The 24,847-nt window shown below is 72.2% G+C and carries 28 protein-coding genes and 2 pseudogenes; 20 read left to right on the plus strand and 10 right to left on the minus strand.

The features are described 5' to 3' along the window. The first annotated feature begins 44 nt into the window (after positions 1–44). From B2P18_RS07345 to B2P18_RS07365, 5 genes are all read left to right on the plus strand, one after another. Positions 45–1,253, plus strand: a complete 1,209-nt coding sequence (locus tag B2P18_RS07345) for a DNA recombination protein RmuC (protein ID WP_286957693.1) — start codon at positions 45–47, stop codon at positions 1,251–1,253. Between the two features lie 49 nt (positions 1,254–1,302). Then, a complete protein-coding gene (locus tag B2P18_RS07350) occupies positions 1,303–1,611 on the plus strand; it encodes a hypothetical protein (RefSeq protein ID WP_286957698.1) in 309 nt (102 codons plus the stop codon). Continuing rightward, the gene (locus tag B2P18_RS07355) at positions 1,601–1,900 is read left to right on the plus strand and encodes a hypothetical protein (RefSeq protein ID WP_019286234.1); all 300 of its coding nucleotides are present in this window, start codon (positions 1,601–1,603) and stop codon (positions 1,898–1,900) included. Before B2P18_RS07350 ends, B2P18_RS07355 begins: the two co-directional genes overlap by 11 nt. A 126-nt stretch (positions 1,901–2,026) precedes the next feature. Then, the gene (locus B2P18_RS07360; protein WP_286957700.1) at positions 2,027–5,182 is read left to right on the plus strand and encodes an alpha/beta fold hydrolase; all 3,156 of its coding nucleotides are present in this window, start codon (positions 2,027–2,029) and stop codon (positions 5,180–5,182) included. Beyond that, positions 5,179–6,105: an ABC transporter permease gene (locus tag B2P18_RS07365; protein ID WP_286957705.1), complete on the plus strand. Its 927-nt coding sequence runs from the start codon at positions 5,179–5,181 to the stop codon at positions 6,103–6,105. The genes B2P18_RS07360 and B2P18_RS07365 overlap by 4 nt, the downstream gene beginning before the upstream one ends. A gap of 22 nt (positions 6,106–6,127) precedes the next feature. On the opposite strand, the gene B2P18_RS07370 is transcribed toward B2P18_RS07365, so the two are convergent. From B2P18_RS07370 to B2P18_RS07390, 5 genes are all read right to left on the minus strand, one after another. Continuing rightward, on the minus strand, positions 6,128–6,673 hold the full coding sequence (locus B2P18_RS07370; RefSeq protein ID WP_286957710.1) for a hypothetical protein: 546 nt from the start codon (positions 6,671–6,673) through the stop codon (positions 6,128–6,130). 77 nt (positions 6,674–6,750) lie between these two features. Then, positions 6,751–7,188, minus strand: coding sequence for a hypothetical protein (locus B2P18_RS07375; RefSeq protein WP_286957711.1), 438 nt, complete (start codon positions 7,186–7,188; stop codon positions 6,751–6,753). Beyond that, positions 7,185–8,609, minus strand: coding sequence for an MFS transporter (locus B2P18_RS07380; protein ID WP_286957712.1), 1,425 nt, complete (start codon positions 8,607–8,609; stop codon positions 7,185–7,187). Before B2P18_RS07380 ends, B2P18_RS07375 begins: the two co-directional genes overlap by 4 nt. Positions 8,610–8,729: 120 nt before the next feature. Next, complete coding sequence (locus B2P18_RS07385; RefSeq protein ID WP_019286243.1) at positions 8,730–9,068, minus strand: ArsR/SmtB family transcription factor; 339 nt, start codon at positions 9,066–9,068, stop codon at positions 8,730–8,732. Continuing rightward, positions 9,065–9,517 carry an SRPBCC domain-containing protein gene (locus tag B2P18_RS07390; RefSeq protein ID WP_034251318.1) on the minus strand — a complete coding sequence of 151 codons (453 nt, stop codon included), beginning with the start codon at positions 9,515–9,517 and terminating at the stop codon, positions 9,065–9,067. The genes B2P18_RS07385 and B2P18_RS07390 overlap by 4 nt, the downstream gene beginning before the upstream one ends. A 343-nt stretch (positions 9,518–9,860) precedes the next feature. Here B2P18_RS07390 and B2P18_RS07395 point away from each other — a divergent pair, with 343 nt between their 5' ends. Then, positions 9,861–10,322: a hypothetical protein gene (locus tag B2P18_RS07395; RefSeq protein WP_286957730.1), complete on the plus strand. Its 462-nt coding sequence runs from the start codon at positions 9,861–9,863 to the stop codon at positions 10,320–10,322. Between the two features lie 202 nt (positions 10,323–10,524). On the opposite strand, the pseudogene B2P18_RS07400 reads toward B2P18_RS07395, so the two are convergent. From B2P18_RS07400 to B2P18_RS07410, 3 genes and pseudogenes are all read right to left on the minus strand, one after another. Further along, positions 10,525–12,133, minus strand: a pseudogene (locus tag B2P18_RS07400) (amidohydrolase). A gap of 114 nt (positions 12,134–12,247) precedes the next feature. Then, positions 12,248–12,820, minus strand: a complete 573-nt coding sequence (locus B2P18_RS07405) for a TetR/AcrR family transcriptional regulator (RefSeq protein ID WP_286957736.1) — start codon at positions 12,818–12,820, stop codon at positions 12,248–12,250. Between the two features lie 185 nt (positions 12,821–13,005). Next, positions 13,006–13,296: a hypothetical protein gene (locus tag B2P18_RS07410; RefSeq protein WP_169516807.1), complete on the minus strand. Its 291-nt coding sequence runs from the start codon at positions 13,294–13,296 to the stop codon at positions 13,006–13,008. A gap of 158 nt (positions 13,297–13,454) precedes the next feature. Here B2P18_RS07410 and B2P18_RS18880 point away from each other — a divergent pair. From B2P18_RS18880 to B2P18_RS07450, 8 genes and pseudogenes are all read left to right on the plus strand, one after another. Then, positions 13,455–13,763 (plus strand): annotated as a pseudogene (locus B2P18_RS18880) (amidohydrolase); the annotation flags it as partial. A gap of 163 nt (positions 13,764–13,926) precedes the next feature. Beyond that, positions 13,927–14,262: a M20/M25/M40 family metallo-hydrolase gene (locus tag B2P18_RS07420; protein WP_286957744.1), complete on the plus strand. Its 336-nt coding sequence runs from the start codon at positions 13,927–13,929 to the stop codon at positions 14,260–14,262. A 210-nt stretch (positions 14,263–14,472) separates the two neighbouring features. Then, the gene (locus B2P18_RS07425; RefSeq protein ID WP_313535319.1) at positions 14,473–15,693 is read left to right on the plus strand and encodes an MFS transporter; all 1,221 of its coding nucleotides are present in this window, start codon (positions 14,473–14,475) and stop codon (positions 15,691–15,693) included. 68 nt (positions 15,694–15,761) lie between these two features. Next, the gene (gene rocD / locus B2P18_RS07430; RefSeq protein WP_286957746.1) at positions 15,762–16,964 is read left to right on the plus strand and encodes an ornithine--oxo-acid transaminase; all 1,203 of its coding nucleotides are present in this window, start codon (positions 15,762–15,764) and stop codon (positions 16,962–16,964) included. 854 nt (positions 16,965–17,818) lie between these two features. Further along, a complete protein-coding gene (locus tag B2P18_RS07435; protein WP_286957751.1) occupies positions 17,819–18,049 on the plus strand; it encodes a hypothetical protein in 231 nt (76 codons plus the stop codon). A 26-nt stretch (positions 18,050–18,075) separates the two neighbouring features. Beyond that, on the plus strand, positions 18,076–18,258 hold the full coding sequence (locus B2P18_RS07440) for a hypothetical protein (protein ID WP_286957753.1): 183 nt from the start codon (positions 18,076–18,078) through the stop codon (positions 18,256–18,258). 57 nt (positions 18,259–18,315) lie between these two features. Then, positions 18,316–18,999 carry an MBL fold metallo-hydrolase gene (locus B2P18_RS07445; protein ID WP_286957755.1) on the plus strand — a complete coding sequence of 228 codons (684 nt, stop codon included), beginning with the start codon at positions 18,316–18,318 and terminating at the stop codon, positions 18,997–18,999. Between the two features lie 27 nt (positions 19,000–19,026). Beyond that, positions 19,027–19,518: a beta-class carbonic anhydrase gene (locus B2P18_RS07450; protein ID WP_029210291.1), complete on the plus strand. Its 492-nt coding sequence runs from the start codon at positions 19,027–19,029 to the stop codon at positions 19,516–19,518. A 97-nt stretch (positions 19,519–19,615) separates the two neighbouring features. On the opposite strand, the gene B2P18_RS07455 is transcribed toward B2P18_RS07450, so the two are convergent. After that, positions 19,616–19,867, minus strand: a complete 252-nt coding sequence (locus B2P18_RS07455; RefSeq protein ID WP_029210290.1) for a hypothetical protein — start codon at positions 19,865–19,867, stop codon at positions 19,616–19,618. An 89-nt stretch (positions 19,868–19,956) separates the two neighbouring features. After that, a complete protein-coding gene (locus tag B2P18_RS07460; RefSeq protein ID WP_019286257.1) occupies positions 19,957–20,109 on the minus strand; it encodes a hypothetical protein in 153 nt (50 codons plus the stop codon). A 141-nt stretch (positions 20,110–20,250) separates the two neighbouring features. On the opposite strand from B2P18_RS07460, the gene B2P18_RS07465 reads away from it, so the two are divergent. The 6 genes from B2P18_RS07465 to B2P18_RS07490 all read left to right on the plus strand — a co-directional run bounded on the left by B2P18_RS07465 (position 20,251) and on the right by B2P18_RS07490 (position 24,721). Then, positions 20,251–21,189 (plus strand): NAD-dependent epimerase/dehydratase family protein, encoded by a 939-nt coding sequence (locus B2P18_RS07465; RefSeq protein WP_286957762.1) that lies wholly within the window; start codon positions 20,251–20,253, stop codon positions 21,187–21,189. 112 nt (positions 21,190–21,301) lie between these two features. Continuing rightward, a complete protein-coding gene (locus B2P18_RS07470) occupies positions 21,302–22,450 on the plus strand; it encodes an EcsC family protein (RefSeq protein ID WP_286957763.1) in 1,149 nt (382 codons plus the stop codon). Beyond that, positions 22,437–23,135: a DUF6308 family protein gene (locus B2P18_RS07475; protein ID WP_286957765.1), complete on the plus strand. Its 699-nt coding sequence runs from the start codon at positions 22,437–22,439 to the stop codon at positions 23,133–23,135. Before B2P18_RS07470 ends, B2P18_RS07475 begins: the two co-directional genes overlap by 14 nt. 95 nt (positions 23,136–23,230) lie before the next feature. Beyond that, positions 23,231–23,725 carry a DUF6597 domain-containing transcriptional factor gene (locus B2P18_RS07480; protein ID WP_286957766.1) on the plus strand — a complete coding sequence of 165 codons (495 nt, stop codon included), beginning with the start codon at positions 23,231–23,233 and terminating at the stop codon, positions 23,723–23,725. Further along, complete coding sequence (locus B2P18_RS07485; RefSeq protein WP_205621790.1) at positions 23,722–24,069, plus strand: helix-turn-helix domain-containing protein; 348 nt, start codon at positions 23,722–23,724, stop codon at positions 24,067–24,069. Before B2P18_RS07480 ends, B2P18_RS07485 begins: the two co-directional genes overlap by 4 nt. Before the next feature lie 70 nt (positions 24,070–24,139). After that, positions 24,140–24,721 (plus strand): dihydrofolate reductase family protein, encoded by a 582-nt coding sequence (locus tag B2P18_RS07490; protein ID WP_029210286.1) that lies wholly within the window; start codon positions 24,140–24,142, stop codon positions 24,719–24,721. The last annotated feature ends 126 nt before the right edge of the window (positions 24,722–24,847 follow it).

Genomic DNA, 24,847 nt, shown 5'->3' on the forward strand with positions numbered 1-24,847 from the left:
CGGGGCGGCAGGGGTCTGTCGGTGGTGGGTGCTTTGCTGCAGCCATGGACGTGAACCTGGTCATCGGGCTCCTCGTCGGGATCGCCCTCGGCACGCTGGTCACCTGGCTGGCGCTGCGGGGGTCCGGCGTGGCTGATCGCACCGCGCTCGCCGGCGTGACGGCGGAGCGCGACCTGCTGCGCGAGCGCTGCCTCGACCTGGAGACGACGGTCGCGGAGGACTCGCAGACCTCGGCGACGCTGGGGCCGATGCGCGAGGCCCTCTCCCGCATGGAGCGGACGGTCGGGACCCTCGAGCGCGACAGGCAGCAGCAGTATGGCGCCCTCGGCAGCCGTCTCGAGGAGGTGTCCGCGACGACCGCGGCCCTGCGCGAACAGACGGCATCCCTCGCGGGTTCGCTGCAGTCCAGCAGCGTGCGCGGAGCATGGGGCGAGGCGCAGCTGCGCCGCCTGCTCGAGCACGCCGGCCTGCTGGCGCGCTGCGACTTCGACGAGCAGGTGAGCGCGGTGAGCGAGCACGACGCCGCGGTGCGCCCCGACGCGGTCGTCCGGCTCCCCGGCGGCAAGGTGCTGGTCATCGACGCCAAGGCCCCCCTGACGCGGTTCCTCGCCGCGCAGGCCGAGGGCCTCGACGAGACCCAGCGCGCCGCCCACCTGCGGGCCCACGCCGGGGCCCTGCGGGGGCACGTCGACACGCTCGCCGCCAAGGCCTACTGGACCGCCTTCCCCACCACGCCCGAGATGGTCGTGTGCTTCGTGCCGTCCGACGCCGTGCTGGCGGCCGGTCTCGCGCACGACCCGACGCTGTATGACGACGCACTCGCCCGGCACGTCGTGCTCGCCTCGCCGGCGACGCTGCTCGCGCTGCTCCGCACGGTCGCGTTCACCTGGCAGCAGGACGCCCTGGCCACCAATGCCGCCCAGCTGCTCGCGCTCGGCAAGGAGCTCTACTCCCGCATCGGCACCCTGGCCGGCCACACCACCCGGCTCGGGGCCCAGCTGTCGCGCTCGGTCGAGGCCTACAACGCGATGGTGGGCACGCTCGAGTCACGCGTCCTCGTGACGGCACGCCGCATGCACGAGCTGGAGCTGGTGTCGACGGCCCCACCCACCGTCGACGTCGTCGAGACGGCGGCCCGGCCTCTGACGTCGGCCGAGCTGCTCGACGCGCTCGACGAGGACGTCCACCGGCCCGAGCTCGACCTGGCACCACCCCGCCGCGCGACGCTCCCCCGCCGCGACGAGACCGCCTGATCGTGATGCGTCCGGCATCGTCTGACAGGGGTGGCCGAGTGTAATGCGCGTGCACTACAATGGGGCTACGGACGGCCCGCCTGACTGGCGCCATCGCGGCAGCTACATCGCCAAGCACGGCTTGACGCCCGCGCTCGCCAACGAGGCGGTCAACGACCCCAACCGCCTTGTCCTCGACCCCGACCCCTCGTCCCAATCAGGCCGGACGATCCGCATAGTTGGATGGTCTTCCAACCGCAAGATGCTGATCACCGTCATCCTGCTGCCAGACGGTGAGGTCACCTGGGGCGTGAACGCGTGGCCATCGAACGGGACGGACCAGCGTCGATACCGAGAGGAGGAGGTCGATGAAGATTGACGACCTCATCACCGCCGAAGCCGAGGCGTCGGAGGCGCACCCAGATGCCGAGCTGCGTCCTGGCACCACGACGCGGCGCGGCCACGGTCGATCCAGGACGCTGCAGGTGCGCCTCAACGCAGACGAGCTGGAGGCCCTCCTCACCATGGCCGCGGCACGTGGAGTGCCCGCCTCGACCCTCGCGCGCGATCTGCTCATGAAAGAGGTGCGGTCGGAGTCCGCGGACCCCATCGCCGTGATCGCACGGATACGGGCAGACCTCGAGGCCTTGGCGTCGACGGTGGCCTGAGCTGACAAGGCGGGTTCGTGGACGTGCCGCGTAGGACACTGGGTGTCTCGTGACGCGCGGGACGTCCCGATCCACGAGCCCGACGACCTGCACCACCGACCCTGCTCCGCCTCTCGAAAGGTGACGATGAGACGCAGGCTGGCCGCGATGGCGGTGCTCACCACTGCCCTGGCGATGACCCCTGCGATCTCGGTGCCGGCCTCGGCGTCGGCGTCGATGTCGGCGCCGGTGCAGCGCGTCTCCGCCGAGGTTCGTGAGGAGGCGCTGCGCGTCCCGGTCAAGGCGGAGCCGGACGGTTCCACGGTGACCCTCGACGCCACGGTCGTGGCGCCGACCTCGACCGGACGACACCCGGCGGTGCTGCTCGCGCACGGTTTCGGTGGCAGCAAGGCCGACCTCATGGAGCGCGCCCGCGAGCTGGCCGGCCAGGGCTATGTCACCCTCGCCTACACCGCACGCGGGTTCGGCGCCTCGGGCGGCCGCATCCACCTGGACGACCCGGACTACGAGGTCGCCGACGCGTCACGGCTGCTCGACACCCTCGCGGGCCGGGCCGACGTGCAGCTCGACGTCGCCAAGGACCCCCGCGTGGGCGTGGCCGGCGGATCCTACGGCGGCGCGCTCGGCGTCATGCTCGCCGGCACCGACCGGCGCGTCGACGCCGCCGTCGCAGGCATCACCTGGAACGACCTGTCCGAGACCTTCGTCCCGGGCGGGGTGGGCTCGGCGCCAGGCGTGCTCAAGCGTCGCTGGGCCTCGATCTTCTTCTCGTCCGCGATCGGGCAGGCCCGGCCGACGGGCGCCACGAACGCGCCGCTCGGACCGGACACCGCCTTGTGCGGTCGCTTCGACCCGACCATCTGCCGCCTGTTCCTGGACGCAGCCAAGACGGGCCGGCCCTCGCCCGCTCTCGAGCAGGTCCTGCGTCGCCACGGCCCGGTCGCCGTGACCGGCAAGGTCACCGCACCGACGCTGCTGGTGCAGGGGATGCGCGACTCGTTCGTGGGGCTCGGCGAGGCGGACGAGACCGCGCAGCAGCTCGCCGCGAACGGCACCCCCGTCGCGGTCCGCTGGTTCGACGGAGGCCACGACGGCGGCGCCGAGCCGAGCGACGCCACGACCCTGCTGCCGTGGTTCCAGCGCTACCTCACCGACCAGGGACGCCAGCAGGCCGGAGCAGACCCTCGGGCCGGTATGCCGCTCCCCGCCTTCAGCGCTCCCCTGGCCGCCCAGGGCGGCGAGCGCGAGGTCACGCTCACGAGGCCGCCGCGCCTCGACCAGGCTCCGCCCGACGCGACCCGCGTGACGCTGGCGCCGGCCACCGGACAGGCCCCCGGCAACGGGAACGGGTCGAACAGCTCCCCCGCGCGCCCGGTGCGCCTGCTCTCACCACCCGGAGGCGACCCCGCCGCCATGAGCAACCTCGGCGCTCTCGGTGGGGCGCTCGGGGCCGGCACGTCCGGCGGCAGCGCCTCGGGGGGCGCCGAGAGCGATGGCGGCTCAGGGGGCTCGGACAGCAACGCGAGCTCGGGCAGCGGTGGGACGACTGGCGGTTCGGGCAGCAGCGGCGGCTCGGGCAGCGGCGGCTCGAACGGGTCCGGTGGATCCGGCAGCTCGAACGGGTCCGGTGGATCCGGGGGTTCCGGCGGCTCGAGCGGGAACGGTGGGCTGGATCTCGCTGCGGCCGCGGGGTATTCGATCGCCGCCCTGCCGGGACAGCACGCGGCCTTCGACACCGTCCCGCTCGAGGACCGGGTCGATGTCGTCGGCGCGCCGCGCGTCCGCCTGCGCGTGACCTCCACCGCGCGTGACGCGACGCTGTTCGTCTCGCTGTGGCGCGTCACCCCGTCCGGTCCCGTGTCGCCCCGCAGCCAGGTCGTCCCCGTCCGCATCACCACGACGCCCGGCACCCCGGTCGACGTCGACGTCCCGCTGCCGGCCGGGACCTATGCGATGGCTCAGGGCTCGCGGTGGCGGGTGCTCGTGTCCGCCACCGACGCCGGGTTCGCGGTGCCCACGGACGCCCGCGCCTACGCCGTGAGCCTCGCCGACAGCAGCCTCGTCCTGCCCTCGGTCCCGGCCCAGGCCGTCACCGATCCGCAGGCCGGCGGGGACGGCATACGGTCGGTGGACCGTGAGGTCGTCTGGGCCGCAGCCGGACTCGCCGCTCTCCTGCTCGCCATCTCGGCCCTGGCCGGCATCGCCGTCTGGCGCCGCCGACGCGGGGACCGCCGGGACACGCGGGCCGAGGACGCCGAGGTGCCGCTGGTCGTGGAGCACCTGGTCAAGACCTACAAGGACGGGCACCGGGCCGTCGACGACGTGTCCTGGCGGGCCGAGGCCGGTCAGGTCGTCGGGCTGCTCGGGCCCAACGGCGCAGGCAAGACGACCACGATGCGCATGCTCGTCGGTCTCATCCGGGCCGACTCGGGGGCGGTGCACGTGCTCGGGCAGCCCGTGCACGCGGGCTCCCCCGTGCTGGGCCGGGTCGGGGCGCTCATCGAGGGGCCCGGGTTCCTGCCGCACCTGACGGGTCGGCAGAACCTCGACGCCTACTGGCGGGCGACCGGCCGTGACCCCGCCGACGCCCACGTCGACGAGGCGCTGGAGGTCGCCGCGCTCGGGGGTGCGGTGGACCGACCCGTCCGCACCTACAGCCAGGGCATGCGCCAGCGGCTCGGCATCGCGCAGGCCATGCTCGGCCGCCCCGAGGTGCTGCTCCTCGACGAGCCGACCAACGGCCTGGACCCGCCCCAGATCGCCGCGATGCGGCCGATCCTGCGGGACTACGCGAGCACGGGTCGCACCGTCGTCGTGTCGAGCCACCTGCTCTCGGAGGTCGAGCAGACCTGCACGCACGTCGTCGTCATGAACCGCGGCCGCGTCATCACCTCCGGCTCGGTCGCCGACCTGACCAGCGGGGACGGCACGACCGTGGTCACCCTCGGCCCGGACTGCGACCCCGCCGCGGTGGAGCACGCCCTGCACACCGGGCCGCTCGGCCCGTCGCTGCACGAGCTGAGCCTCGACCGCCACGCGCGCACGCTCACCCTCGTCAGCGACGCGAGCCGGGGGGCCATCGTCTCTGCCGTCGTCCAGGCGGGCGGCGACGTCGACTCCGTCGTGCCGCGGCGCCGGCTCGAGGAGGTCTTCCTCGGCGTGATCGGTGGCGACGGTCCCGCCACCGGCGGCGGCGACGACGGTCCCGACCGCGCCGACGATCTCGATGATCCTGACGGAAGGACTCGGATGGACAGCCTGCGCCAGGTGCGTGCCCGATGACCCCCAGCACCGCGCGCACGCCGCGCACCGATCGCACCGACGGCACCGACGGCACCGACGGCACCGACGGCACCGAGCGCGGGGGCGAGCAGCGGAGGTCCGACGGCGCCCGTCGCGCCAAGCCGCTGCGGTGGCGCGTCGAGCTGGGCCGGCAGATCGGGCGGCGCCGCACGGCGTGGGGGTTCGGCCTGCTGCTGGCGCTCCCGCTCATCCTGGTCGGCGCCTTCTCCCTCGGCGACGACGGCTCGGGCGGCGGCCGATTCGTCGACCTGGCGCGTGAGGGCGGCGCCAACTTCGCGGTCTTCTGCCTGTTCGCGTCCAGCGACTTCCTGCTCGTCATCCTCGCGGCGCTGTTCGCCGGGGACGCCGTGCCGTCCGAGGCGTCCTGGTCCTCCCTGCGCTACCTGCTCGTCGCGCCGGTCAGTCGTGCGCGGCTGCTGACCAGCAAGCTCGTCGTCGCCCTGGGGTCGACCGTCCTGGCGGCGTTCCTGCTGCCCGTGTGGGCGCTGCTGGTCGGCGGGGTCGCCTACGGGTGGACGTCCTACTCGAGCCCCGTCGGCACGAGCCTGGAGTGGGCGGAGTTCCTGCCCCGCCTCGCGCTGGCTGCCGCCGTCGTGGCGATCAACCTGGTCCAGGTCATCGGCATCGCCCTGCTCATCGGCACCCTCAACGACGCACCGCTCGGCGCCGTCGGCGGCGCGGTGCTCGTGACGATCGTCGCGTCGATCCTCGACACCATCGAGCAGCTCGGCGACCTGCGCCACGCCCTGCCGATGCACTACTCCCGCGCCTGGGTCCGCGCCCTGTCCCCCGACATCGGCTGGACCGACATCCAGCTCAGCGCGTTGTGGTCGCTGATCTACGGCGTGGTCACGATCGCGCTGGCCTACTGGTGGTTCCGGCGCAAGGACATCCTCAGCTGAGCGCCGTATGCCGCAGCCGGCGTCATGGCAGGACGCGGCGCCATACCTGCTGATCCCCGTCCTCGTCCTCCCAGGTGACCACGAGGGTGGGCGTCCCGGCCTGCCAGTCCCCGACCGCGACGACGGTCGCGCTCTCGCCCTGGCCAAGCACGTCCAGGGGCTCCGGCGCCTCGAAGGTCGACGTCGCCTCGCCGCGCAGGCGCACGTGGCGGGCGGTGTCACCGAGGTTGGTGAGCGTCGCCCGACCCCCGGGGTCGCGGTCCAGCGTCCAGCGGGCGCCTCGAGGTCGCGGTGCTCCCCCGAGGATCGCCCGGCGCCTGGGCCCTGGCTGCGCGGCCCCGACCCCGAGGCGGTCCTGATGGTTCAGGTAGGTCTCGAAGAGGCGCGACAGCCGCTCCTGCGCGAGGGCGGATCGCTCGGCGGAGTCGGCCGACCGCTCGGCGCGCTCCTCCGCTCGGGCGGCGGCGAGGGACGCCGCCTTGGCCGAGCGGCGGCTCAGCAGCCACCCGAGCAGCGACCCGAGGAGGGCCAGGCTGCCGAAGAGGTCACCCCACGTGAACTCGCCCATCCCTCAACTGTAGTCACGACCCCCTCGCCCGCCACCGGGCCCGAGGACCTGGCGAGGGCCTGCCCGTCGACGACGCCTCACAGGGCCCAGGTCCCGAACCGTCCGTAGGCCACGAAGGCCGCCGCGGCGATCGCGACCACGACGCTGACGCCCCGGCGGTGATCGCCGCCGAGGTCGCGGACGTCGGTGGACCACAGGAGCAGCGCGATGACGCCGCAGGCGGACAGGGGCACGAGCAGGGTGGCGGTGCGGAGCAGGCCGGGGACCATCAGGCCGACGGCGGCGACCAGCTGGAGGGCACCGACGTTGCGGTAGGCGCCGTGGGAGAGATACCGAGCGCCCAGGCTGCCCGAGGCAGCACCCGCGGCACCGCCAGAGGCAGCACCCGCAGCACCGCCCGACGCACGGGCGAGCGCTGCATAGGCGACGGGCGAGCTGCCGAGCCTTCGGTGACCGTCGACGACCAGACCGGTCGAGAGGAACGAGATGATGATCCACAGGCTGATGTTGTTCATGACAGTCCTTCGGTCGAGACGTGCACGTAGGGGTCGGCGGGCTGGGCCGGGGCAGACGGGCCGTTCGTGGTGAGGGTGCGGGGTCGCAGCCCGTGCCAGACCAGGCCGGCGCCGACCACGACGACGGCGGCGTCGACGACGAGCGCCAGCCGCAGGCCCGACTGCGAGGTCGCCTGGGTGGCGGCGAGGGAGCCGAGGATCGGGATGCCCACCGTGATCGCCACCTGCTGGGTCATAGAGGTGAGGCCGGTGGCCAGGCCCTGCTGGTCGTCGGGGAGCCCGGAGGTGCCGGCGACGGTGTAGGCGACGATCGCCGTCACGTGCCCGAAGAAGCCCACGAGGAGCGCGGGGACGATGAGGAGGAGGGCCGTGCGGTCGGTTCCGACGAAGGCCAGGGGCAGGGTGGCGACCCCCTGGACGACCATCCCGGTGACGAGGACGCGACGGGTGCCGAACGCGCCGAGGAAGCGGCCGGCGAGGATGCCGGCGCTCACCGCGGCCAGGCCCGGTATGCCGAAGACCAGGCCCGTGATGACCGGGGACAGCCCGATCGACTGCTGGACGTAGATCGTCATGAGGAAGATCGCGGCCGTCTCCATGGAGAAGGTGACCATGCCGGCGCCGTTGCCCCACCGCACAGGGGGTCGGCGCAGGATCCGCAGCGGCACGAGCGGGGCGGTGGCGCGCAGCTCGACGACGACGAACGCCGCGAGCAGCAGGATGCCGGCCAGGCCCCAGCGCCAGTCCTGCTCGATGATCGCGTAGACGCCGGCGAGCAGCCCGCCGGTGACGGTCAGTGCTCCGGGCACGTCCAGCACCGGGCGGTGGGGCACCCGTGATGCGGCAACGAGACCGGGCGTGAGGACGAGGATGGCGAGCGCCACGGGCAGGTTGATGAGGAACGCCGCGCGCCAGCTGATCAGGCTCACCAGCGCACCCCCGACCAGGGCGCCCACGGTGAAGCCGCCGGACAGGATGGCGCCGTTGAAGCCGAGCACGCGGTCGCGGGCGGCGCCCTCGTCGAACTCGGTGGTGAGCAGCGACAACGCTGCGGGGGTGGACATGGCGGCGGCGAGCCCCTGGAGCACGCGGGCCGTGAGCAGGACCTCCGGGGTGGTCGCGAGGCCACCGAGGGCGGAGGCGCAGATCAGCAGGACCATGCCGCCGAGGAACACCCGGCGTCGGCCGAGCAGGTCTGCGAGCCGGCCGAAGAGCAGGGTGAAGCCGGCGGCCGGGAGGGCGTAGGCGGCGGCGATCCAGGGCAGGTCGGCGTTGCTCAGACCGACGCCGGCGCCGATCTCGGGCAGGGCCACGTTGAGGATGGAGAAGTCGAGCGCGAGCAGGAATCCCGCGCCCAGCAGGACGAGCAGGACGAGCGACTGGCGGCGGGTGAAGGCATGAGGGCGTGCTGGGGCAGACATGGGGCGTCCTAGGGCAGGAGTGGGTGGCCCACGCGAGTGGTGGACGGGTCCGGCCCGAGGGTCGGCGAAGGCGCCGGACGACCCATGAGGGATCGCCGGGTGCGGAAGGGTGCAGAGGGCCTAGCGGGCCTCGGCCTGCTCCTTGAGCCTGGCCAGGCGCGTGTCCCAGTCGGAGGCGAGGGCCGCGAGCCGGCTGGCGGTGGCGTCGAGCGTCTCGGGGCGTACGGAGTAGCGCACCTCTCGGCCGACGCGCCGACCGGTCACCAGGCCGGCCTGGTCGAGGACGGTGAGGTGCTTGACCACGGCCTGGCGGGTCACGGAGACCTGCGCGGCGAGGGTGGTCGCGGTGGCTTCGCCGAGCGAGCCCACCAGGTCGAGCAGTCGGCGGCGGGTGGGGTCGGCCAGCGCGACGAGCACGCTGTCCGCCCCACCGTCGTCGAGCGGTGCCTGCTCGGTCACGCGGCGGCCTTCTCGACGCGCGAGCGGAAGCTGTCCAGGACCTCGATCCAGCCGTCGGCATTCTGCTGCTGGGCCTGGTCGATCTGCTCGGTGGCGCCGGCGAGCGAGCCGAAGCCGCTCTCGACGACGCGCAGCCGGGTCCCGTCCCCCTCGGGGGTCAGCGTGAACTCCACGAGGGTGCTGTTGTCGTCGCGGAGCTCCACGCCCGGGAAGGCGCTGGCCCAGCGATAGGCGAGGTAGGACGTGGGGTCGACCTTCTCGACGCGCACGGGGAACTCGCCGTACGCGCTGTTCTTGGCGAGGACGGAACGTCCCTCCTCGGCGACCTCGTCGGTCAGCGAGCCCTCGTCGGCGACCCACCAGCCGGGCTGGGCGACCATGGCCCAGACACGGTCCTGCGGTGCGGCGATGAGGGTCTCGCGCTCGATGCGGTCAGTGGTGATGGTCATCACTCTTTCGTGTCGGTGAATGATGTGCAACTCCAGCATTGCACTTGCCTCATCGATGCGCAACCCCTAAGTTGCATATGACGCACCCACCCGCACCTCGGCCCTGCATGGACGAACCCCGCCCGGGGTAGGCGACCCGCATGACCAAGGGCAGAAGCACGCAGGCGAAGACCGCACGTCGGCTGCTCGAGCGGCACGGGACGACCTTTGCCTCCGACGCGGGAATCACGTTGCAGGACAAGCCCGCTCCCCTGTGGCAGCTGCTTGTTCTGAGTCTCCTGCTGTCGACGCGCATCCGCTCCGACATCGCGGTCGCCACGGCGCGCGAGCTGTTCGCCGAGGGGTGGCGGACCGCGGAGCACCTGCGCGAGAGCACCTGGCAGCACCGCGTGAACGTCCTCGGACGCGGGGCTATCGCCGGTATGACGAGAGCACCGCCACCCGGCTCGACGACGCCGCCGCGCTGCTGCTCGACCGGTGGGGTGGTGACCTGCGCCGGCTGCGCGACGAGGCCGACGGCGACCCGCGCCGCATCGCGGACGCCCTGCAGACCTTCGACGGGATCGGTCCGGCGGGCGCCTCGATCTTCCTGCGCGAGGTGCAGGCGGTGTGGCCCCAGGTGCGCCCCTACCTCGACAGGCTGGCCCTCGAGGGCGCCCGCGCGGCGGGGCTGCCCGACGACCCCGAGCAGCTCGCGAGCCTGGTCGACGGCGACGACCTCGCCCACCTCGCCGCCGCCCTGGTCCGCGTCGCCCGCGACCCCGCCCTCCTCGACGACGAAGACAACAACGACGACGACGCCTGACCCCCACGCCGCCTGGTCAGTTCCCGACGCGCGAAGCCGTCGGGACTGACCGGTCGGTGGGGCCTGGGTGACAGCCGGGTCGTCACACTTGCCCCATAGGACACGAACGGGGCCATGGGACACCAGGCGTCGTATGTGGCAAGCCAAGCCATTGGTCATGCCCCCATGCCGGCTGCCCACGCCGACTGCTCATGCGGCGGCGTCAGCGGGCGTCGTGGACCACGCGGCCCGCGACCACGGTGGCCGCGACGCGCATGTCCCGCAGCCGTGCGGCCGCCTGGACGCCACCACCACCGGACACCAGCGGGTCGGCGTCGAGCAGCACGACGTCCCCGCGCGACCCGACGCCGATCGTGCCCTGCCCGTCGGTGCTCGCGCCCAGCGCTTCGGCCGGGGTGATGGCCTGCTCGGGGTGCCAGGCGGAGCGTCCGTCGGCGCTGCGGTGGACCGCCGCCGCCATCGCCAGCCAGGGGTCCAGCGGCGAGACCGGCGCGTCCGACCCCATCCGCAGCACCACCCCCGCGTCGATGAACGACCGCAGCACGAAGCACCGCTCGGACCGGTCGCCCCAGCACACGTCGGTGACGTCGCGGTCGTCGAGCAGGTGGGCCGGCTGCACGCTGGCGCGCACCCCGAGGCTCCACGGCCGCGTCGCCGATGGCGTGCAGCGCGATCTCGAGCCCGGCGCCGTGGGCGGTCGACAGCAGCGACGTGAGCCGGTCGAGCGGGAAGTTGACCTTGCCGCGCGGGAACTCGAGCGACCCGGCGTCGACGTACGGCTCGCAGCAGTAGGCCGTGCGCGTGTTGAGCGAGCCGTCCGAGATGATCTTGAGCGGGCCCATCGTGACCAGCCCCGCGGCGAGGTCCTGACCGGTCCGCAGCCCCGCCTCGAGGACCGCGTCCAGCAGCTCGGGATAGACGGCGGGCCGCACCCGCAGCGTGTCCAGCCCGGCCGCGACCCGCTCGGGCCAGCGCGCGTAGCCCGCCCCGAACTCGAAGTCCACGATCCCCACGACGCCGCGGGCGTTCGCGTCGGCGACGAGGTCGGCGACCGCCCCCTCGACGTCGTCGTCCCCGGTCAGCTCCGACAACCTCCCGAACACCGGGAACCAGTCGTCCTCGTCCAGCGCGTGCTGGGTCGCGGGGGCGCCGAGTCGTTGCAGCGCAAGGGAGTTCAGCCAGCCGTTGTGCCCGTCGCCGCTGACGATGACCACGGGGTGCTCGCCGCTGACCGCGTCGAGCTCGGCGACGGTGGCCGGCCGGGACCAGGTCGCGCTGCGGTGCCCCCACGCCGACACCACGGAGGTGCGGTCGGCGTCGGGCCGCTCGTCCAGCGACCGCACGTGCTCGGCCACGCGGGCCGTGACCTCCTCGGGCCCGGCCGTCCCCGACACGTCGAGCCGGCGGGCCATCAGCCCGGCCTGCGCCGAGTGGACGTGCTGGTCCCACAGCCCGGGGATCGCCCAGCGGCCCTCACCCTCGAGCACCGGGGACCCGTCGTCCGCGAGCCCCGGCCCGACCTGCGTGACGACGCCGTCGACGACACGCACGTCGACGGGTTCGGACCCCGCGTGCGCGGCAACGGTCTGGCCTGAGTCGAGCTCGCCTGCGGCAGAGGCCGTATGACGCCCGCCCAGCTCGGGCGGGGTCACCGGGACGAGGCGTACGTTGCGGACGAGCAGGGACGACACGAGGTCCACCTCCAGGGCGCGGCGTTGCGGCGGGACGATCCGCCTCTGCAATCTAACGTTCCGTGGAGCGGTCGCCCCAGTCGTGGGAGCGGCCCTGCCCGATCCAGAGTGGTCGCACATCCGACATCAAGGTCACCCTGAGGTCGGACGTGTGACCACTCTGTGCCGGCCGTCAGACGGGGAGTCGCTCGCCCGGCGGCCGCGGGTGCACGACTGGCGGGGGTGCGACCTGCGTCACCTCAGGCGGCCACGGGCCCCCTGGTCGAGGATGAGGTCGGCCGCGTGGTTGATGACCTTCAATCGCGTGCGCCGGGGGTGGTCCGCGGCGAGGAAGTGGCTGCCGATGGCGACGCAGTAGGCCAGCAGCGCGCGCGCCTCGACCTCGTCGGGGTCGTCGCAGAACGTCGAGATGGCGTCGCGCGACAGCTGGATGCGCCGGTTGTCGACCCGGCGCAGGCGCTCGGCGACCTCCGGGTCCCGGCGCGCCCAGGTGCGGATGGCCAGGTCGACGGGCAGCAGCCGGTCGTTGGAGAAGGTCAGCCGGCCCGCGGTCCGCACCTGGTCGAGCAGGTCGCCACCCTCGGCCTGCACGCGATCGATCACCTCGTCGACCGCCTCGCGCTCCCACGTGTCCAGCATCTCGGTCAGCAGCGCCTGCCGGTCCTGGAAGTAGCCGTAGAAGCCGCCCTTGGTGACCCCGAGCCGCTTGGCCAGGACCTCCACGCGCACCGCGTCCACGCCCCCCTCAGCCAGGACGCGCAGCCCCTCGTCGATCCACTTCTCTCGCGGGGTTCGCAAAGCACCCATCTCGTATGACGCTCCTCGGTCAGCTGTGCGTGCGGGCACGTCGGGCCGGACCCGCCATGTGCGGCATCGTATAACCTCGGCGGGCGCGATGGCCGTGCGGCGCGCCCTGCCGCGCAGAGTGGTCACAGATCCGACACCAGGGCCGCCCTGACGTCGATGCGCGACCACTCTGCGCGGGACAGACCTCAGCCGAGGCGGTCGACGACGGCGGGCACGACGAGGCGGTCGGTGCGGCGGCCCTGCTCGTCGAGGACCCAGCCCATGCGCTTGACGGAGCGCAGCAGGAGCAGCGACTCGACGTGCTCGAGCCACGGCAGCCGCCGCCCCAGCGTCTCCTCGAACGCCGCGACCCCCGCCACCGAGCGCCCGAACACCGAGAACACCAGGTTGACCTCCCCCATCACGCCGAGCATGAGCCGCAGCTGGGTGAGCGTCGACAGCAGCGTGACGGTGCGGGCGAGGTCGGACGGCGGCACGCGCACGAACCACGCGGAGGTCACCGGCCAGTCGGCGGCGTCGTGCGCCAGGTCGCAGCGGAAGGCCAGGGCTCCCGACGCGACGAGGCGGTCGAGGTGCCGGCGCCGCCCGCCTGCTCGCCGACCGCCGCCACGAGCTGCGCGGCGACGTGGTCCTCATGTTCCAGCCCGGCGAGGAGATGCACGACGGCGCCGCCCTCATGATCGCGGAGGGCGTCCTGGACGCCGCCGGTCGTCGCGCCGACGCGGCCTACGCGATCCACGCGTTCGCGGCGACCGTGCCCGGCGGTCACGTCGTGAGCCGGCACGGCGCGATGCTGGCCGCCGCCGACGGCTTCGAGGTCGTCGTGGAGGGGCGAGGCGGTCACGGCTCCGCGCCGCAGCACGCGCTCGACCCCGTGCCCGTGGCCTGCGAGATCGTCATGGCCCTGCAGACGATGACCACGCGCCGCTTCGACGTCTTCGACCCCGTCGTCGTGACCGTCGGCAGCCTCCGGGCCGGCGACGCCCCAACGTCATCCCCGAGGACGCCCGCCTGGTCGCCAGCGTCCGCTCCTGGTCCACCGAGCCCGCGCCCGCTTCCGCGAGCTCGCCGGGCAGCTCGCCCGGGGCATCGCGCAGGCCCACGGCATGACCGCCCACGTGTCCTACCTCGACGGCTACCCGGTCACCCACACGTCCGCCGACGAGACCGACTTCGCCGGCACCGTCGTCGCGGACGTGCTCGGCGAGGACACGTTCTCCCTTCTCCCACAACCGTTCTCGGCCTCCGAGGACTTCTCCCGGGCCCTGCAGTCCGTCCCGGGCACCTTCCTGGGACTCGGCGCCACCCCTGCCGGCCTGGACCCCGCGAGCGCGCCGTTCAACCACAGCGCCCACGCCGCGTACGACGACGACGTCCTGCCGCTGGGCGCCGCCATACACGCCGAGCTGGCCATCCGCCGGCTGGCCACGCTCCCCTCCTGAGCCTCTCCACCTCACCCATCGAGGAAGTCGCATGTCCGCCACCTCCCTGCCCTTCTCCGCAGCCTCGCCCGGCTCCAGCAGCCCCAGCAGCCCAGCAGCTCCGGCGGCTCGGACGCCCCCGCCCCTGCGTCCGACTCCGGCTCCACCTCCGCGAGCGCCCGCCCCACGTCCACCCGTCGCACCCTCGTCGGCACGGGCATCGGCAAGGCGATCGAGTGGTTCGACTGGAGCATTCACTCCAGCTTCGCGCCGTTCTTCGCCGCCAGCTTCTTCGTGTCGACCGACCCGGTCTCGGCGTTCCTGTCGACCCTCGCGGTGTTCGCCGTCGGCTTCGTCGCGCGCCCCCTCGGCGGGCTCCTGTTCGGCCGGGTCTCGGACCGGCTGGGCCGCAAGCGCGCCCTCGCGATGACGATGGCCCTCGGCGCGTTCGCCAGCCTGATCATCGCGATCGCCCCGTCCTACGCGATGGTCGGCGTCTTCGCCTCGGTGCTGCTGTTCGTCGCCCGCGTCCTGCAGGGCCTGGCGCACGGCGGCGAGCAGCCGGCCGCGCAGGCCTACCTCGCGGAGGCCGCCCCGCCGGAGCGTCGCGGCCTGTGGTCGACGCTGATCTACTTCTCCGGCACGATCGGGGCGAACGTCGGGCTGGTCCTGGCCGCCGTCCTGTCCGCCACGCTCGGCCGCGCCGACATGACCGCATGGGGCTGGCGCATCGCCTTCGTCATCGGCGCCCTCGGCGGGCTGTTTGCGCTCTACATGCGCTCGCGGATGAGCGAGACCGAGGAGTTCGCGCGCACCGAGGCGACCATCGCGCAGGACCGCCCCAGCCTGGCCCACGAGATGTGGGTGCACCGCCGCTCGGCGTTCCAGGTGATCGGTATGACGGTCGGCCTGACCGTCTCGTACTACCTCTGGGTCGTGGCCGCTGCGGGCTACTCGATCGCGGTCCTCAAGGCCGACCCCACGCAGACGCTGATCGCGAGCGTGGCCGCCAACACGCTGTTCCTCGTGTGGCTGCCGCTGTGGGGCATCCTGTCCGACCGGATCGGCCGCAAGCCCGTCATGCTCATCGGCATCATCGGCCTGATCGCCCTGTGCGTCCCCCTGTCGGCGATGATCGACGGCACCCCGATGAAGCTGTTCCTCGCGATGACGATCGCGCAGGTCTTCGTCGCCGCGCCGTACGCCATCACCCCGGCGATCATGTGCGAGATCTTCCCCACCCGCATCCGCACGATCGGCGTCGCGCTCCCGCTGTCGGTGGCCATTGCTATCTTCGGTGGGACGAGCCTCTACCTGCAGACCTACCTCACGCGGGCCTACGGTCCCCAGGCCTTCTCCTACTACGTCATCGCGCTGCTGCTCGTGAGCGCAGCCACCGTCCTCACGCTCCCCGAGACCCGCGGACGCGTGCTCACCGACGAGACGGCCTGATCCGGCCGTCCCCGCCCCAGGCCGGGCCGGCGCGCCAGCGCCTCCGGCATACAGCAAGGAGCCCCAGCATGAGCACCACCAACGAGCAGATCCGTCTCGTCGAGACCTATGCCGCGCACAACTATCACCCGCTCGAGATCGTCCTCACCGAGGGCGAGGGCGCGTGGGTGACCGACGTGGACGGCCGGCGCTACCTGGACGCGCTGGCGGGCTACTCCGCGCTCAACTTCGGCCACCGCCACCCGCGGCTCGTGGCCCGGGCGCACCAGCAGCTGGACCAGCTCACCCTGACCAGCCGGGCGTTCCACAGCGACCAGCTCGGGCCGTTCGCCCGCGACCTCGCCACGCTCACCGGCAAGGACATGATCCTGCCGATGAACACCGGCGCCGAGGCCGTCGAGACCGCCGTCAAGGTGGCCCGGCGCTGGGGCTACGACGTCAAGGGCATCCCGGCCGACCAGGCCAACATCGTCACCATGGAGGGCAACTTCCACGGCCGCACGACCACGGTGGTGTCCTTCTCCACCGACGACATCGCGCGGCGGAGCTATGGCCCCTACACCCCCGGCTTCCGGGTGGTGCCGTATGGCGACCTCGAGGCCCTGGACCAGGCGATCGACGAGCACACGGCCGCGGTCCTGCTCGAGCCGATCCAGGGCGAGGGCGGGGTGCTGATCCCGCCGGCCGGGTTCCTGCCGGGCGTGCGTGACCTGTGCACCCGCCACGAGGTGCTGATGATGGCGGACGAGGTGCAGTCCGGCCTCGCGCGCACCGGGCGGACGTTCGCGTGCGACCACGAGGACGTCGTGCCCGACATCTACGTGATGGGCAAGGCGCTCGGCGGCGGCCTGCTGCCCGTGTCCGCGATCGCGGCGGACCACTACGTGATGGACGTGATCACGCCCGGCTCGCACGGCTCGACCTTCGGCGGCAACCCGCTGGCCGCGGCCGTGGGGCACGAGGTCGTGCAGATGCTCCTCACCGACGAGTGGAACGACCGCGCCCGCGTCCTCGGCGACTACATGACGCCCCGGCTCGAGGCGCTGCGCGAGCACGGCGTCCTGGAGGTGCGGGTGCGCGGCGCGTGGGCCGGCCTCGACATCGACCCGCACCTGATGACGGGCTACGAGCTGTGCCACCGCATGGCCGGTCACGGCGTCCTCGCCAAGGACGCCCACGACTCGACGATCCGCCTCGCTCCCCCGCTGGTCGCGACGACGGACGACATCGACGTGATGGTCGACGCGATCGAGAAGTCCCTCCGCGCCTGAACCACGCCGCGCGGCCGGCGCCGCCGGTCGCCGGTCGCTGGTCGCTCACGCGGACGCCGGTCGAGAGGGCACAGATCGCTCTCCTGACCGGCGTTTCGCTGCCACTCTTGCCCTCTCACCCCGCGCACCTGCTCCCCGGCGTGTCCGCGCGCACCTCGAGGGGACGCAGCTGTCGCGTAGCACGGCGTGTCGCGGACGTTTGCGTCCCCTCGCCGCCCACCTCGGCGGCCGCGCGTGCGCTTCGTGCTGGCCCGACGCACCTTTGACGCGGCCCAGCGCTGCCAACCCTCGCCCCGGAGGCCACGCTCACGTGGCGTTGCGGGAACTCACCGTCCGGAGCCGCAGGGAAACCTGTCGCGCTCGCTGATCGTCAGGAGCCAGGACGCCGCCCGTCAACCCTCCTGACGCCGTCACGGCCGCACGCTCCAGGCGGTGTCCTCATTGCTCGGCCGCACTTGCCCCATAGGACACCTGGCGTGTCATGAGACAGCACGTGTCGTATGTGGCAAGTCCCGCCCTCGAGACCTGCCGCACCCCGGCCGCACCCCGGCCGCAACTCCAGCACCCGCCCACGCACCTTGCCACCCGTCAGCAGGCGCCTCTTCAACCATTCACACCGGGTCCGTCATCGAGAATCCTTGGCGCGCAAGGCATCCCACGCTTGGACGGCCCCCGCGACGACCACCAACACCCTCACGCGTAAGTCCATGGGCCCAACCCTGCCACGCCCCTGCCGGACCGGCTCATGACGGACGACCGCGAGCGTCGGGCCCGGGCCAGACGTCAACCAGGATTGACGACATACGGACGTCAACGTAGATTGACGCCAGGTCGCCGCGAGGAACGAACACGAGATGGGTGAGCAGCCGATGAGTGCACTGGTGAGCCAGGCCGGCGACGACGACCCGCTGCGTGCGCTGGCCGCCGTCGCCGAGCTGCACCGCGAGATCAACCGCACCGAGGCGGTGGTCGTGCGCCGGGCGAGGACCAAGGGTGCGTCCTGGGCGCAGATCGCCGGCGTGCTGGGCGTGAGCAGGCAGGCGGTGCACAAGAAGTACGGCGGGACGCGGTTCGGCAAGGGCTGACGCGCCCGTCGACGCATACTGCGGAGATGGGGAACGTCCTGCACACGCTGATGAGCCATCTCGGCTTCACGATGCCGCCGTCGGGCCCCGGCTACCGCTGGTCCGGCAGCTGGGCGGTTCGCTACCAGGTGTGCGATCGCTGCGGCGCCAGGGTCGGCGCCGCCGAGGAGTCCCAGCACGACGCCTGGCACGCCCAGCTCGGCCGCTGACGGGGCGCCCAAGCGCTCCCCCCTGCCGATCGGCCGGATGACGCCTAGGCTCGATGGATGGCTACCTCCCTGCAGCCCGTGGCGGACGGGGTGCACCTCGGCTCCCTCGCCCCGCTCAGCATGTTCAACTCCGTGGTCCTCGACGGGCCTGACGGTGACATCGTCATCGACTCCGGACCCGCGTGGTCGGGCAAGCGCCTGGCGCGGCTGCTGCGGGGTCGAGACGTCAGCCGCCACGTCGTCACGCGCGCCCACGGCGACCACGTCGGCTCCAGCGCCTGGCTGTGCAACCACACCGGCGCGCCGCTCGCGATGAGCGGGATCGAGGCCGACGACTTCGAGCGCGGCAGCATCGCCTACCACGCCGGGCTCTCCGGGCGACTGATCGTGCCCCGTATGACGCGCCAACGGCACCACGTCGACCAGCGCCTCACGGAGGGCGACCAGGTCGGCAGCTTCACGGTCCTGCCGCAGCCCGGCCACAGCCCCGGCCTGCTGGCCTTCTGGCGCGAGTCCGACCGCGTCCTCATCGTCGGGGACGGGCCGACCAACATCTCCAACGACCCCACCTCCCCCCGCTGGATGAAGCTGCCGGTCAGCTGGCACCACGACCCGGCCGGAGCCGTAGAGTCCCGCCGCCACCTCGCCGAGCTCGAGCCCGAGCTGATCGTCTCCACGCACGGCCGCCCGGTGCGGGGCGTGGACCGCTGGCTCGACGGCATCCGCAACCACGCGCACTGACCCACCGCCTCGAGGAACGGAACCCCCATGGCCGTCACCGACCAGCTGCTCACCAACAACGAGACCTACGCGCAGGGCTTCGAGGGCCCGCTCCCCCTGCCGCCGTCCAAGCACGTGGCGGTGGTGGCGTGCATGGACGCCCGGCTCGACGTGTCCCGCGTCCTCGGCATCGGTGAGGGCGAGGCGCACGTCATACGCAACGCCGGAGGCGTCGTCACCGAGGACGTCCTGCGATCCCTGGCGATCAGCCAGCGCCTGCTGGGCACGCGCGAGATCGTCCTGGTGCACCACACGGACTGCGGGATGCTGACGTTCACCGACCAGGCCTTCCGCGACGACCTGGAGCAGGAGACGGGGACGCGGCCGGGCTGGGAGTCCGCGGCGTTCACCGACCTCGACGCCGACGTCCGCTCCTCGATCGCCCGGATCGTCGCCGATCCCTATGTGCCGCACACGGACTCGATCCGCGGCTTCGTCTTCGACGTGGCGACCGGTCGCCTGCGCGAGGTCGGCGCCTGATCGAGAGGCAGAGCCCGTATGCCGCCCGCCCCGCCCCTCGCCGCGAGAGGACGAGAAGTGCTCCTCCGAGCGGCGTGTCGCAGCTGTCTGCGTCCCCTCAGGAGTCCTTGGGGCGGTTGTGCCGCTCGCGGAACCGACGCTCGCTCTCCCCGTTGAAGTCGGGGTCGTCACGCAGGATCTGACGGAACAGCTGGACGAAGAGGTAGAGGGACCACAGCCCCAGGGCGACCTTCAGCACCAGCCCGAGCGTCTCGAGGTCACCGCCTCGTGGGAACGCCAAGGTCACGACGACGAAGAGCGTGCCGACACCTATGGGGCCTGCCACCGGGGGCCAGGAGGGCTTGTCCATGGGGCCAGGCTAAGCCGCCCCGCCCAGGGCCGGTGTCGCGCGAGAACCCCCGGCCCGCGGCGGGTCGGGGGCTCTCGCAGGCAGCGGGGTCAGATGGACGGGTCGTCCGTCGCCTCGCGGTCGGAGTGAGGGACGTTGCTCTCGTCCACGTAGGCCTCGTGCTCGCCGCCCTCCTGGGGCCGCGCGCCCTCGTTGTCCCCCTCCTTGGGGATCTCGAACGCTGCATCGGTGGGAACGCTCATGGTCAGTCCTTTCGCCTGCGGGATCGGAGACTTCAGTCTGCTACGGAATGACGGCGCGCAGGGGCTGCGTTGTCGCCCACGTCTCCGAGACCGCCGCAGCAGCGGTGCGTCCCGACCCGCACGACAGACATCACGACAGACATGGGGTTCCTGATGCAGACCGTCCTCGGCGCGAACGGCCAGATCGCCGTGGAGCTGACCCGCGAGCTCTACCGCAGCCACACGCACGACATACGGCTGGTCAGTCGTCACCCGCAGCAGGTGCACGACACCGACGAGCTGGTGGCCGCCGACCTGACCGATGCCGAGGCCACGTCGCGCGCCGTCGCCGGGAGCGAGATCGCTTATCTGACGGTGGGGTTGCCGCTGGACTCGCAGCGGTGGGAGGAGCAGTTCCCCACGATGATGCGCAACGTCATCGACGCGTGCGTCGAGCACGGCACCACGCTCGTCTACTTCGACAACACCTACATGTATCCGGGCAGCACGGCCCCGCAGACCGAGTCGACCCCCTTCGCGCCGAACGGCCGCAAGGGGCGGGTGCGCGCCGAGATGACCTCGATGCTGCTGCGGGAGATGGAGGAGGGCCGGATCGACGCCGTCATCTGCCGGGCGCCGGAGTTCTACGGCCCGGGCCGGACCAGCAGCTACACCAACACGCTGGTGCTCGACCGGATCAAGGCGGGCAAGCGGCCGCTCGTGCCCGTCGACGCCGATGCCGTGCGGTCGCTGATCTGGACGCCGGATGCGAGCCGCGCGATGGCGCTCATCGGCAACACCCCCGACGCCTACGGTCGGACCTGGCACCTGCCGGTCGACCCGCACCGCCTGACCTACCGGCAGCTCATCGCGGTGGCGTCGGAGGTGACCGGCCGGCGCATCCCGTTCACCGTCCTGCCCGTCGCGGCGTTCCGGCTCGGCAGCCTCGTCTCACAGCCCCTCAAGGAGATGAGTGAGCTGCTGCCCCGCTACCGGGGGGACAACGTCTTCGACTCCTCGGAGTTCACCCGCCGCTTCCCCGACTTCGCCGTCACGACCTATCGCGACGGCATCGCCCAGGTCCTCGGCGAGAGCCGCTAGAGCCGGCCGAGTCTTGTGGAGATGACCGCTTCACCTGGCCCCCGTTAGGCCGACCGGGCGGCGTTCGCACTCAGTCTGGTCGGCCCCCGGGCTCGTTGGCTACGTTCCGTGCATGGGGATACCGTCGCAGTACGAGCTGGATGCGTGGCGTGAGGTTCAGGAGTTCCAGGGGCGCACGATGTCGAGCGGCGTGGCTCAGGTCAACCAAGCCGCCGGAAAGGCTGCCTCGAAGGTAGGCAACGTGGCCGTCAGCCTCGGGGACAAGGCCCACGCTCAGGTCGAGGCGCGACCGCAGGCGAAGGCCATCGTCGATCGAGCGCGAGTGGCGTCGTCGAAAGGCGCGGATCTTGCCAGCAAGGCTGCCAAGAAGGCTGCAGCGAGCAGTCCCAATTGGACCGGAACGGCTGTCACGTCGATCGGCAGCAGCCTTGCGCGCGCGTCCCGCGTCGGCCTTTCGCCCAAGGGCGTCGTGAAGAAGCACCAGAAGGCGGGCCACGAGGTCAAACATCTCGCCGACGTGCGCCGCCTCGACCTCGAGCAGGTGGACGAGCTCCGCGGGCGGACAACGAGCTGGTCCTACCCGCTGGCTGCCGCGATGTCGGGTGCGGGAGCTGCGTTGGCGATGACGGGCGGACAGCTCGTGGTCGTGGTTGGGGCCGGCGCAAGCGCTGCGCCAGGGGGTGCCGCCGTGGCGGGCGCATTCGTCGCCGATGCTGCCGCCGTCCTCGCCCTGTCCTCCAGGGCCGCGGGGCAGGTGGCGCTGACCTACGGCTACGACCCCGAGGCGCCGACCGAGAAGGTCTTTATCATGTCCGTGGTGAACGCAGGCACTGCTGCGTCGAGCGGCGCGAAATCGGCAGCGCTCAAGGATGTCTCAAAACTGACCCAGGCTCTCGTGCACAAGAAGTCTTGGGACGAGCTGAACAAGTCGGTGATCTCGAAGATCGCCGGCCAGTTTGCGAAGTCGTTCAACGCCCGGTGGACAAAGCAGAGCCTGGGAAAGGTTGTTCCTGCCGCGGGCATCGCCGTGTCCGGGGCCCTCAACTGGGCGACGCTCGAATCCATCGTGGACACAGCGGACTTCGTCTACCGACGTCGCTTCCTGCTGGAGAAGTACCCGGACCTTGGTTCGGTGGATATCCACGAGGCCTTCAGCATGCCGGGAGGGGAGCCGGTCGCCGACGAGGAGATCAGCATCGTCAGCGACCTCGAGCTTGAGGGTGTCGTGCTGGACGAGGAGGGGCGTGATGGGCGCGCCTGAGACTGCGGCCTGGGTGGTCGACGAGACGCTGTGCTCCGCAGCCGTCGAACGTGCTCGAAGCGCGGTGGGAGATCCTCGCGCGGTTCACCACCTTGTGCGCTACTACGACCCCGCGAGGGGTTACGCCGGATCTACCTTCACTGACCTCGCCCCGAACGACCCCATGTCGATCGGGCCGGCGGACCTGCTCGCGGTGACGACGTTGTCGGTGAGGGTGCTGCCGCTCGCGATCCGGCGCTTTCTCGACGACAACCATGCGCAGCGGGCCTCGGAGCTCCTGGAGCGGCTACCCGCCTCTGCTCGGCTCGAGGATGACAGCGCGCCGAAGCTTGCCCACCAGATGGCGGAGTTCCACAACTTCGCCAAGGCGACTCTCGGCGCCAACCCGTGGGTGACGGCGTCGAAGCTCTGCGCGCGGAAACGGCCGAACCTGTTCCCTGTCCGCGACCGCGTGGTGTTGGAGTTCCTCGGCCTCACGCCCGGCTACTCGACCGACTGGCCCGCCTTCGCCGCGATCATGCGGGACGACGTCGTCCGGGAGCGTCTCGACCGCGTCGTCAGCGAGGCGATCAGTCGAGGTGCCGACCTCGGCGATGGCACGCTAACGCTCCGGCACCTTGACGTCGTGCTGTGGATGGCCGGGATGAAGGGGCACCCGATCCGCGGCAAGCCCTCTCCGGAGTGAGCCTGCGCCGGGCGGCAGCCCCGGCGGCGCCGGCTTTCGGCCGTATGCCGACGCCGCCGCAGTCGGTCGCCGCGGTCATCGGCGATGCTGGGCGCATGGAGTACGTCTCCAGAGTGCCGCGGCCGCCGCTGGACGAGCTGATCGACGACCTCTACTACCTGGAGGGCGCGCCGCCATACGCCCGGTTGCGGCTGCCTCCGTCGCCGGCGGCGTTCCTCGTCGTCAACCTCGGCGACCCCTTCCGCATCCGCTCCGGCAGTGGCGCCGAGGCGATCGAGTACTCCGATGGCTGCGTCGTGACGACGCCCACCCGCGCCATCGAGTTCGGCTACCCGGTCAGCACCCGGTCCGTGGGGGTGCACTTCAAGCCCTGGGGAGCGACCTCGTTCCTGCCGATGCCGGCCGGCGAGCTGTGCGACCGGCCGGTGACGATCGAGCAGGCGTGGGGTCGGTCGGCCAGCGACGAGCTGCGCGACCGGCTGGCGACGGCAGCCGGCCCGGCGGAGATGCTCGCCCTGCTCGAGGACGAGCTGATGGGGCGGATGCGCGCGACGACCGGTCTCGGGCTGGTCGCCACACCAGCCGGGTGATCGCGGCGACCCGCGGGGTGGTCGTGGTCGGGGACCTGAGCGTGGCAGCCGGCGTCAGCAGCACTCACCTGGCCCAGCGGTTCAAGGAGGTCGTCGGGGTCACGCCGAAGCGGCTCGCCCGCAGCTACCGCTTCGCCGCCACCCTGCTCTCGCTCGACCCCGTCGAACGGATCGACTGGGCCGACCTCGCGGCCGGCGCAGGCTTCTTCGACCAGGCCCACTTCGGTCACGAGTTCCGCGAGTTCACGGGACTCACACCCACGGAGTATGTCGGCGTCCGTCAGCGGTTCCTGCGCGAGCATCCCGGTCACGTGCTCGACAGCTGGTCGCTTCCGACCGATTGATTTCTTACAAGAGCCGCCGCTCCCCCGCCCCTAGCGTGAGTCCCCCCCAACACATACAGAGGAGCACCCCATGGGCACGGTAGTCATGTACGCATCAGTCTCGGTCGACGGCTTCGTCGCGGACGAGAACGACCAGCCCGGGCCGTTGTTCGACTGGCTCGTCAGCGGGGACGTCCCCCTGGACGCGAGCGGCGCCCTCACGGTGTCGCAGGCGTCCCACGACTACACCCGGCCCTACTGGGACAGCATCGGGGTGACCGTCGTCGGCCGCCGAGTCTTCGACCTGACGGACGGTTGGGACGGGACACCTCCGAGCGGGATCGATCACGTGGTGGTCGTGACCCACCGGCCGCCGCCCGAAGGCTGGGATCCCACGGCACCGTTCGACTTCGTCGAGGGGGTCGAGGCCGCCGTGGCCAGGGCGCAGGAGCTCGCGGGTGACCGCATCGTGGAGGTCGCCGCGGGCGACGTCGGTGGCCAGGCCCTGGCGGCGGGCCTCGTCGACGAGGTGCGCATGGACGTGGCGCCGGTCGTCCTCGGCTCCGGCAGGCGCTACTTCGGGTCCGTCGACGCGCAGCACCTCCTGGAGGATCCTGCCGTGGCGCTCGTCGGTAACCGGGTGCTCCACCTGCGCTATCGGGTGCGCCGCTGACCGGCAGACCCCAGCCCGCGGGGTGCAGAGGTGTTGCCTCAGCGTGCGAGCGCGAGCGTGCCGGACATCCGATCATGAGCTCCACCGGTCGCCGTCCGCTCCGGACGAGCGGGGCCCCAACCGGTC

This window comes from Arsenicicoccus sp. UBA2120, assembly GCF_002330965.1.
GTDB classification, from domain to species: domain Bacteria; phylum Actinomycetota; class Actinomycetes; order Actinomycetales; family Dermatophilaceae; genus Arsenicicoccus; species Arsenicicoccus bolidensis.

What these genes read in the sequence shown, in the direction of transcription:
- B2P18_RS07455 (WP_029210290.1), bottom strand. Translation starts at nt 19,867, where the DNA reads ATGGACAAGCCCTCCTGGCCCCCGGTGGCAGGCCCCATAGGTGTCGGC.
- B2P18_RS07470 (WP_286957763.1), top strand. Translation starts at nt 21,302, where the DNA reads ATGGGGATACCGTCGCAGTACGAGCTGGATGCGTGGCGTGAGGTTCAG.
- B2P18_RS07450 (WP_029210291.1), top strand. Translation starts at nt 19,027, where the DNA reads ATGGCCGTCACCGACCAGCTGCTCACCAACAACGAGACCTACGCGCAG.
- B2P18_RS07475 (WP_286957765.1), top strand. Translation starts at nt 22,437, where the DNA reads ATGGGCGCGCCTGAGACTGCGGCCTGGGTGGTCGACGAGACGCTGTGC.
- B2P18_RS07390 (WP_034251318.1), bottom strand. Translation starts at nt 9,517, where the DNA reads ATGACCATCACCACTGACCGCATCGAGCGCGAGACCCTCATCGCCGCA.
- B2P18_RS07355 (WP_019286234.1), top strand. Translation starts at nt 1,601, where the DNA reads ATGAAGATTGACGACCTCATCACCGCCGAAGCCGAGGCGTCGGAGGCG.
- B2P18_RS07445 (WP_286957755.1), top strand. Translation starts at nt 18,316, where the DNA reads ATGGCTACCTCCCTGCAGCCCGTGGCGGACGGGGTGCACCTCGGCTCC.
- B2P18_RS07345 (WP_286957693.1), top strand. Translation starts at nt 45, where the DNA reads ATGGACGTGAACCTGGTCATCGGGCTCCTCGTCGGGATCGCCCTCGGC.
- rocD (WP_286957746.1), top strand. Translation starts at nt 15,762, where the DNA reads ATGAGCACCACCAACGAGCAGATCCGTCTCGTCGAGACCTATGCCGCG.
- B2P18_RS07365 (WP_286957705.1), top strand. Translation starts at nt 5,179, where the DNA reads ATGACCCCCAGCACCGCGCGCACGCCGCGCACCGATCGCACCGACGGC.
- B2P18_RS07375 (WP_286957711.1), bottom strand. Translation starts at nt 7,188, where the DNA reads ATGAACAACATCAGCCTGTGGATCATCATCTCGTTCCTCTCGACCGGT.
- B2P18_RS07480 (WP_286957766.1), top strand. Translation starts at nt 23,231, where the DNA reads ATGGAGTACGTCTCCAGAGTGCCGCGGCCGCCGCTGGACGAGCTGATC.
- B2P18_RS07465 (WP_286957762.1), top strand. Translation starts at nt 20,251, where the DNA reads ATGGGGTTCCTGATGCAGACCGTCCTCGGCGCGAACGGCCAGATCGCC.
- B2P18_RS07440 (WP_286957753.1), top strand. Translation starts at nt 18,076, where the DNA reads ATGGGGAACGTCCTGCACACGCTGATGAGCCATCTCGGCTTCACGATG.
- B2P18_RS07435 (WP_286957751.1), top strand. Translation starts at nt 17,819, where the DNA reads ATGGGTGAGCAGCCGATGAGTGCACTGGTGAGCCAGGCCGGCGACGAC.
- B2P18_RS07360 (WP_286957700.1), top strand. Translation starts at nt 2,027, where the DNA reads ATGAGACGCAGGCTGGCCGCGATGGCGGTGCTCACCACTGCCCTGGCG.
- B2P18_RS07490 (WP_029210286.1), top strand. Translation starts at nt 24,140, where the DNA reads ATGGGCACGGTAGTCATGTACGCATCAGTCTCGGTCGACGGCTTCGTC.
- B2P18_RS07420 (WP_286957744.1), top strand. Translation starts at nt 13,927, where the DNA reads ATGACCGCCCACGTGTCCTACCTCGACGGCTACCCGGTCACCCACACG.
- B2P18_RS07405 (WP_286957736.1), bottom strand. Translation starts at nt 12,820, where the DNA reads ATGGGTGCTTTGCGAACCCCGCGAGAGAAGTGGATCGACGAGGGGCTG.
- B2P18_RS07460 (WP_019286257.1), bottom strand. Translation starts at nt 20,109, where the DNA reads ATGAGCGTTCCCACCGATGCAGCGTTCGAGATCCCCAAGGAGGGGGAC.
- B2P18_RS07380 (WP_286957712.1), bottom strand. Translation starts at nt 8,609, where the DNA reads ATGTCTGCCCCAGCACGCCCTCATGCCTTCACCCGCCGCCAGTCGCTC.
- B2P18_RS07370 (WP_286957710.1), bottom strand. Translation starts at nt 6,673, where the DNA reads ATGGGCGAGTTCACGTGGGGTGACCTCTTCGGCAGCCTGGCCCTCCTC.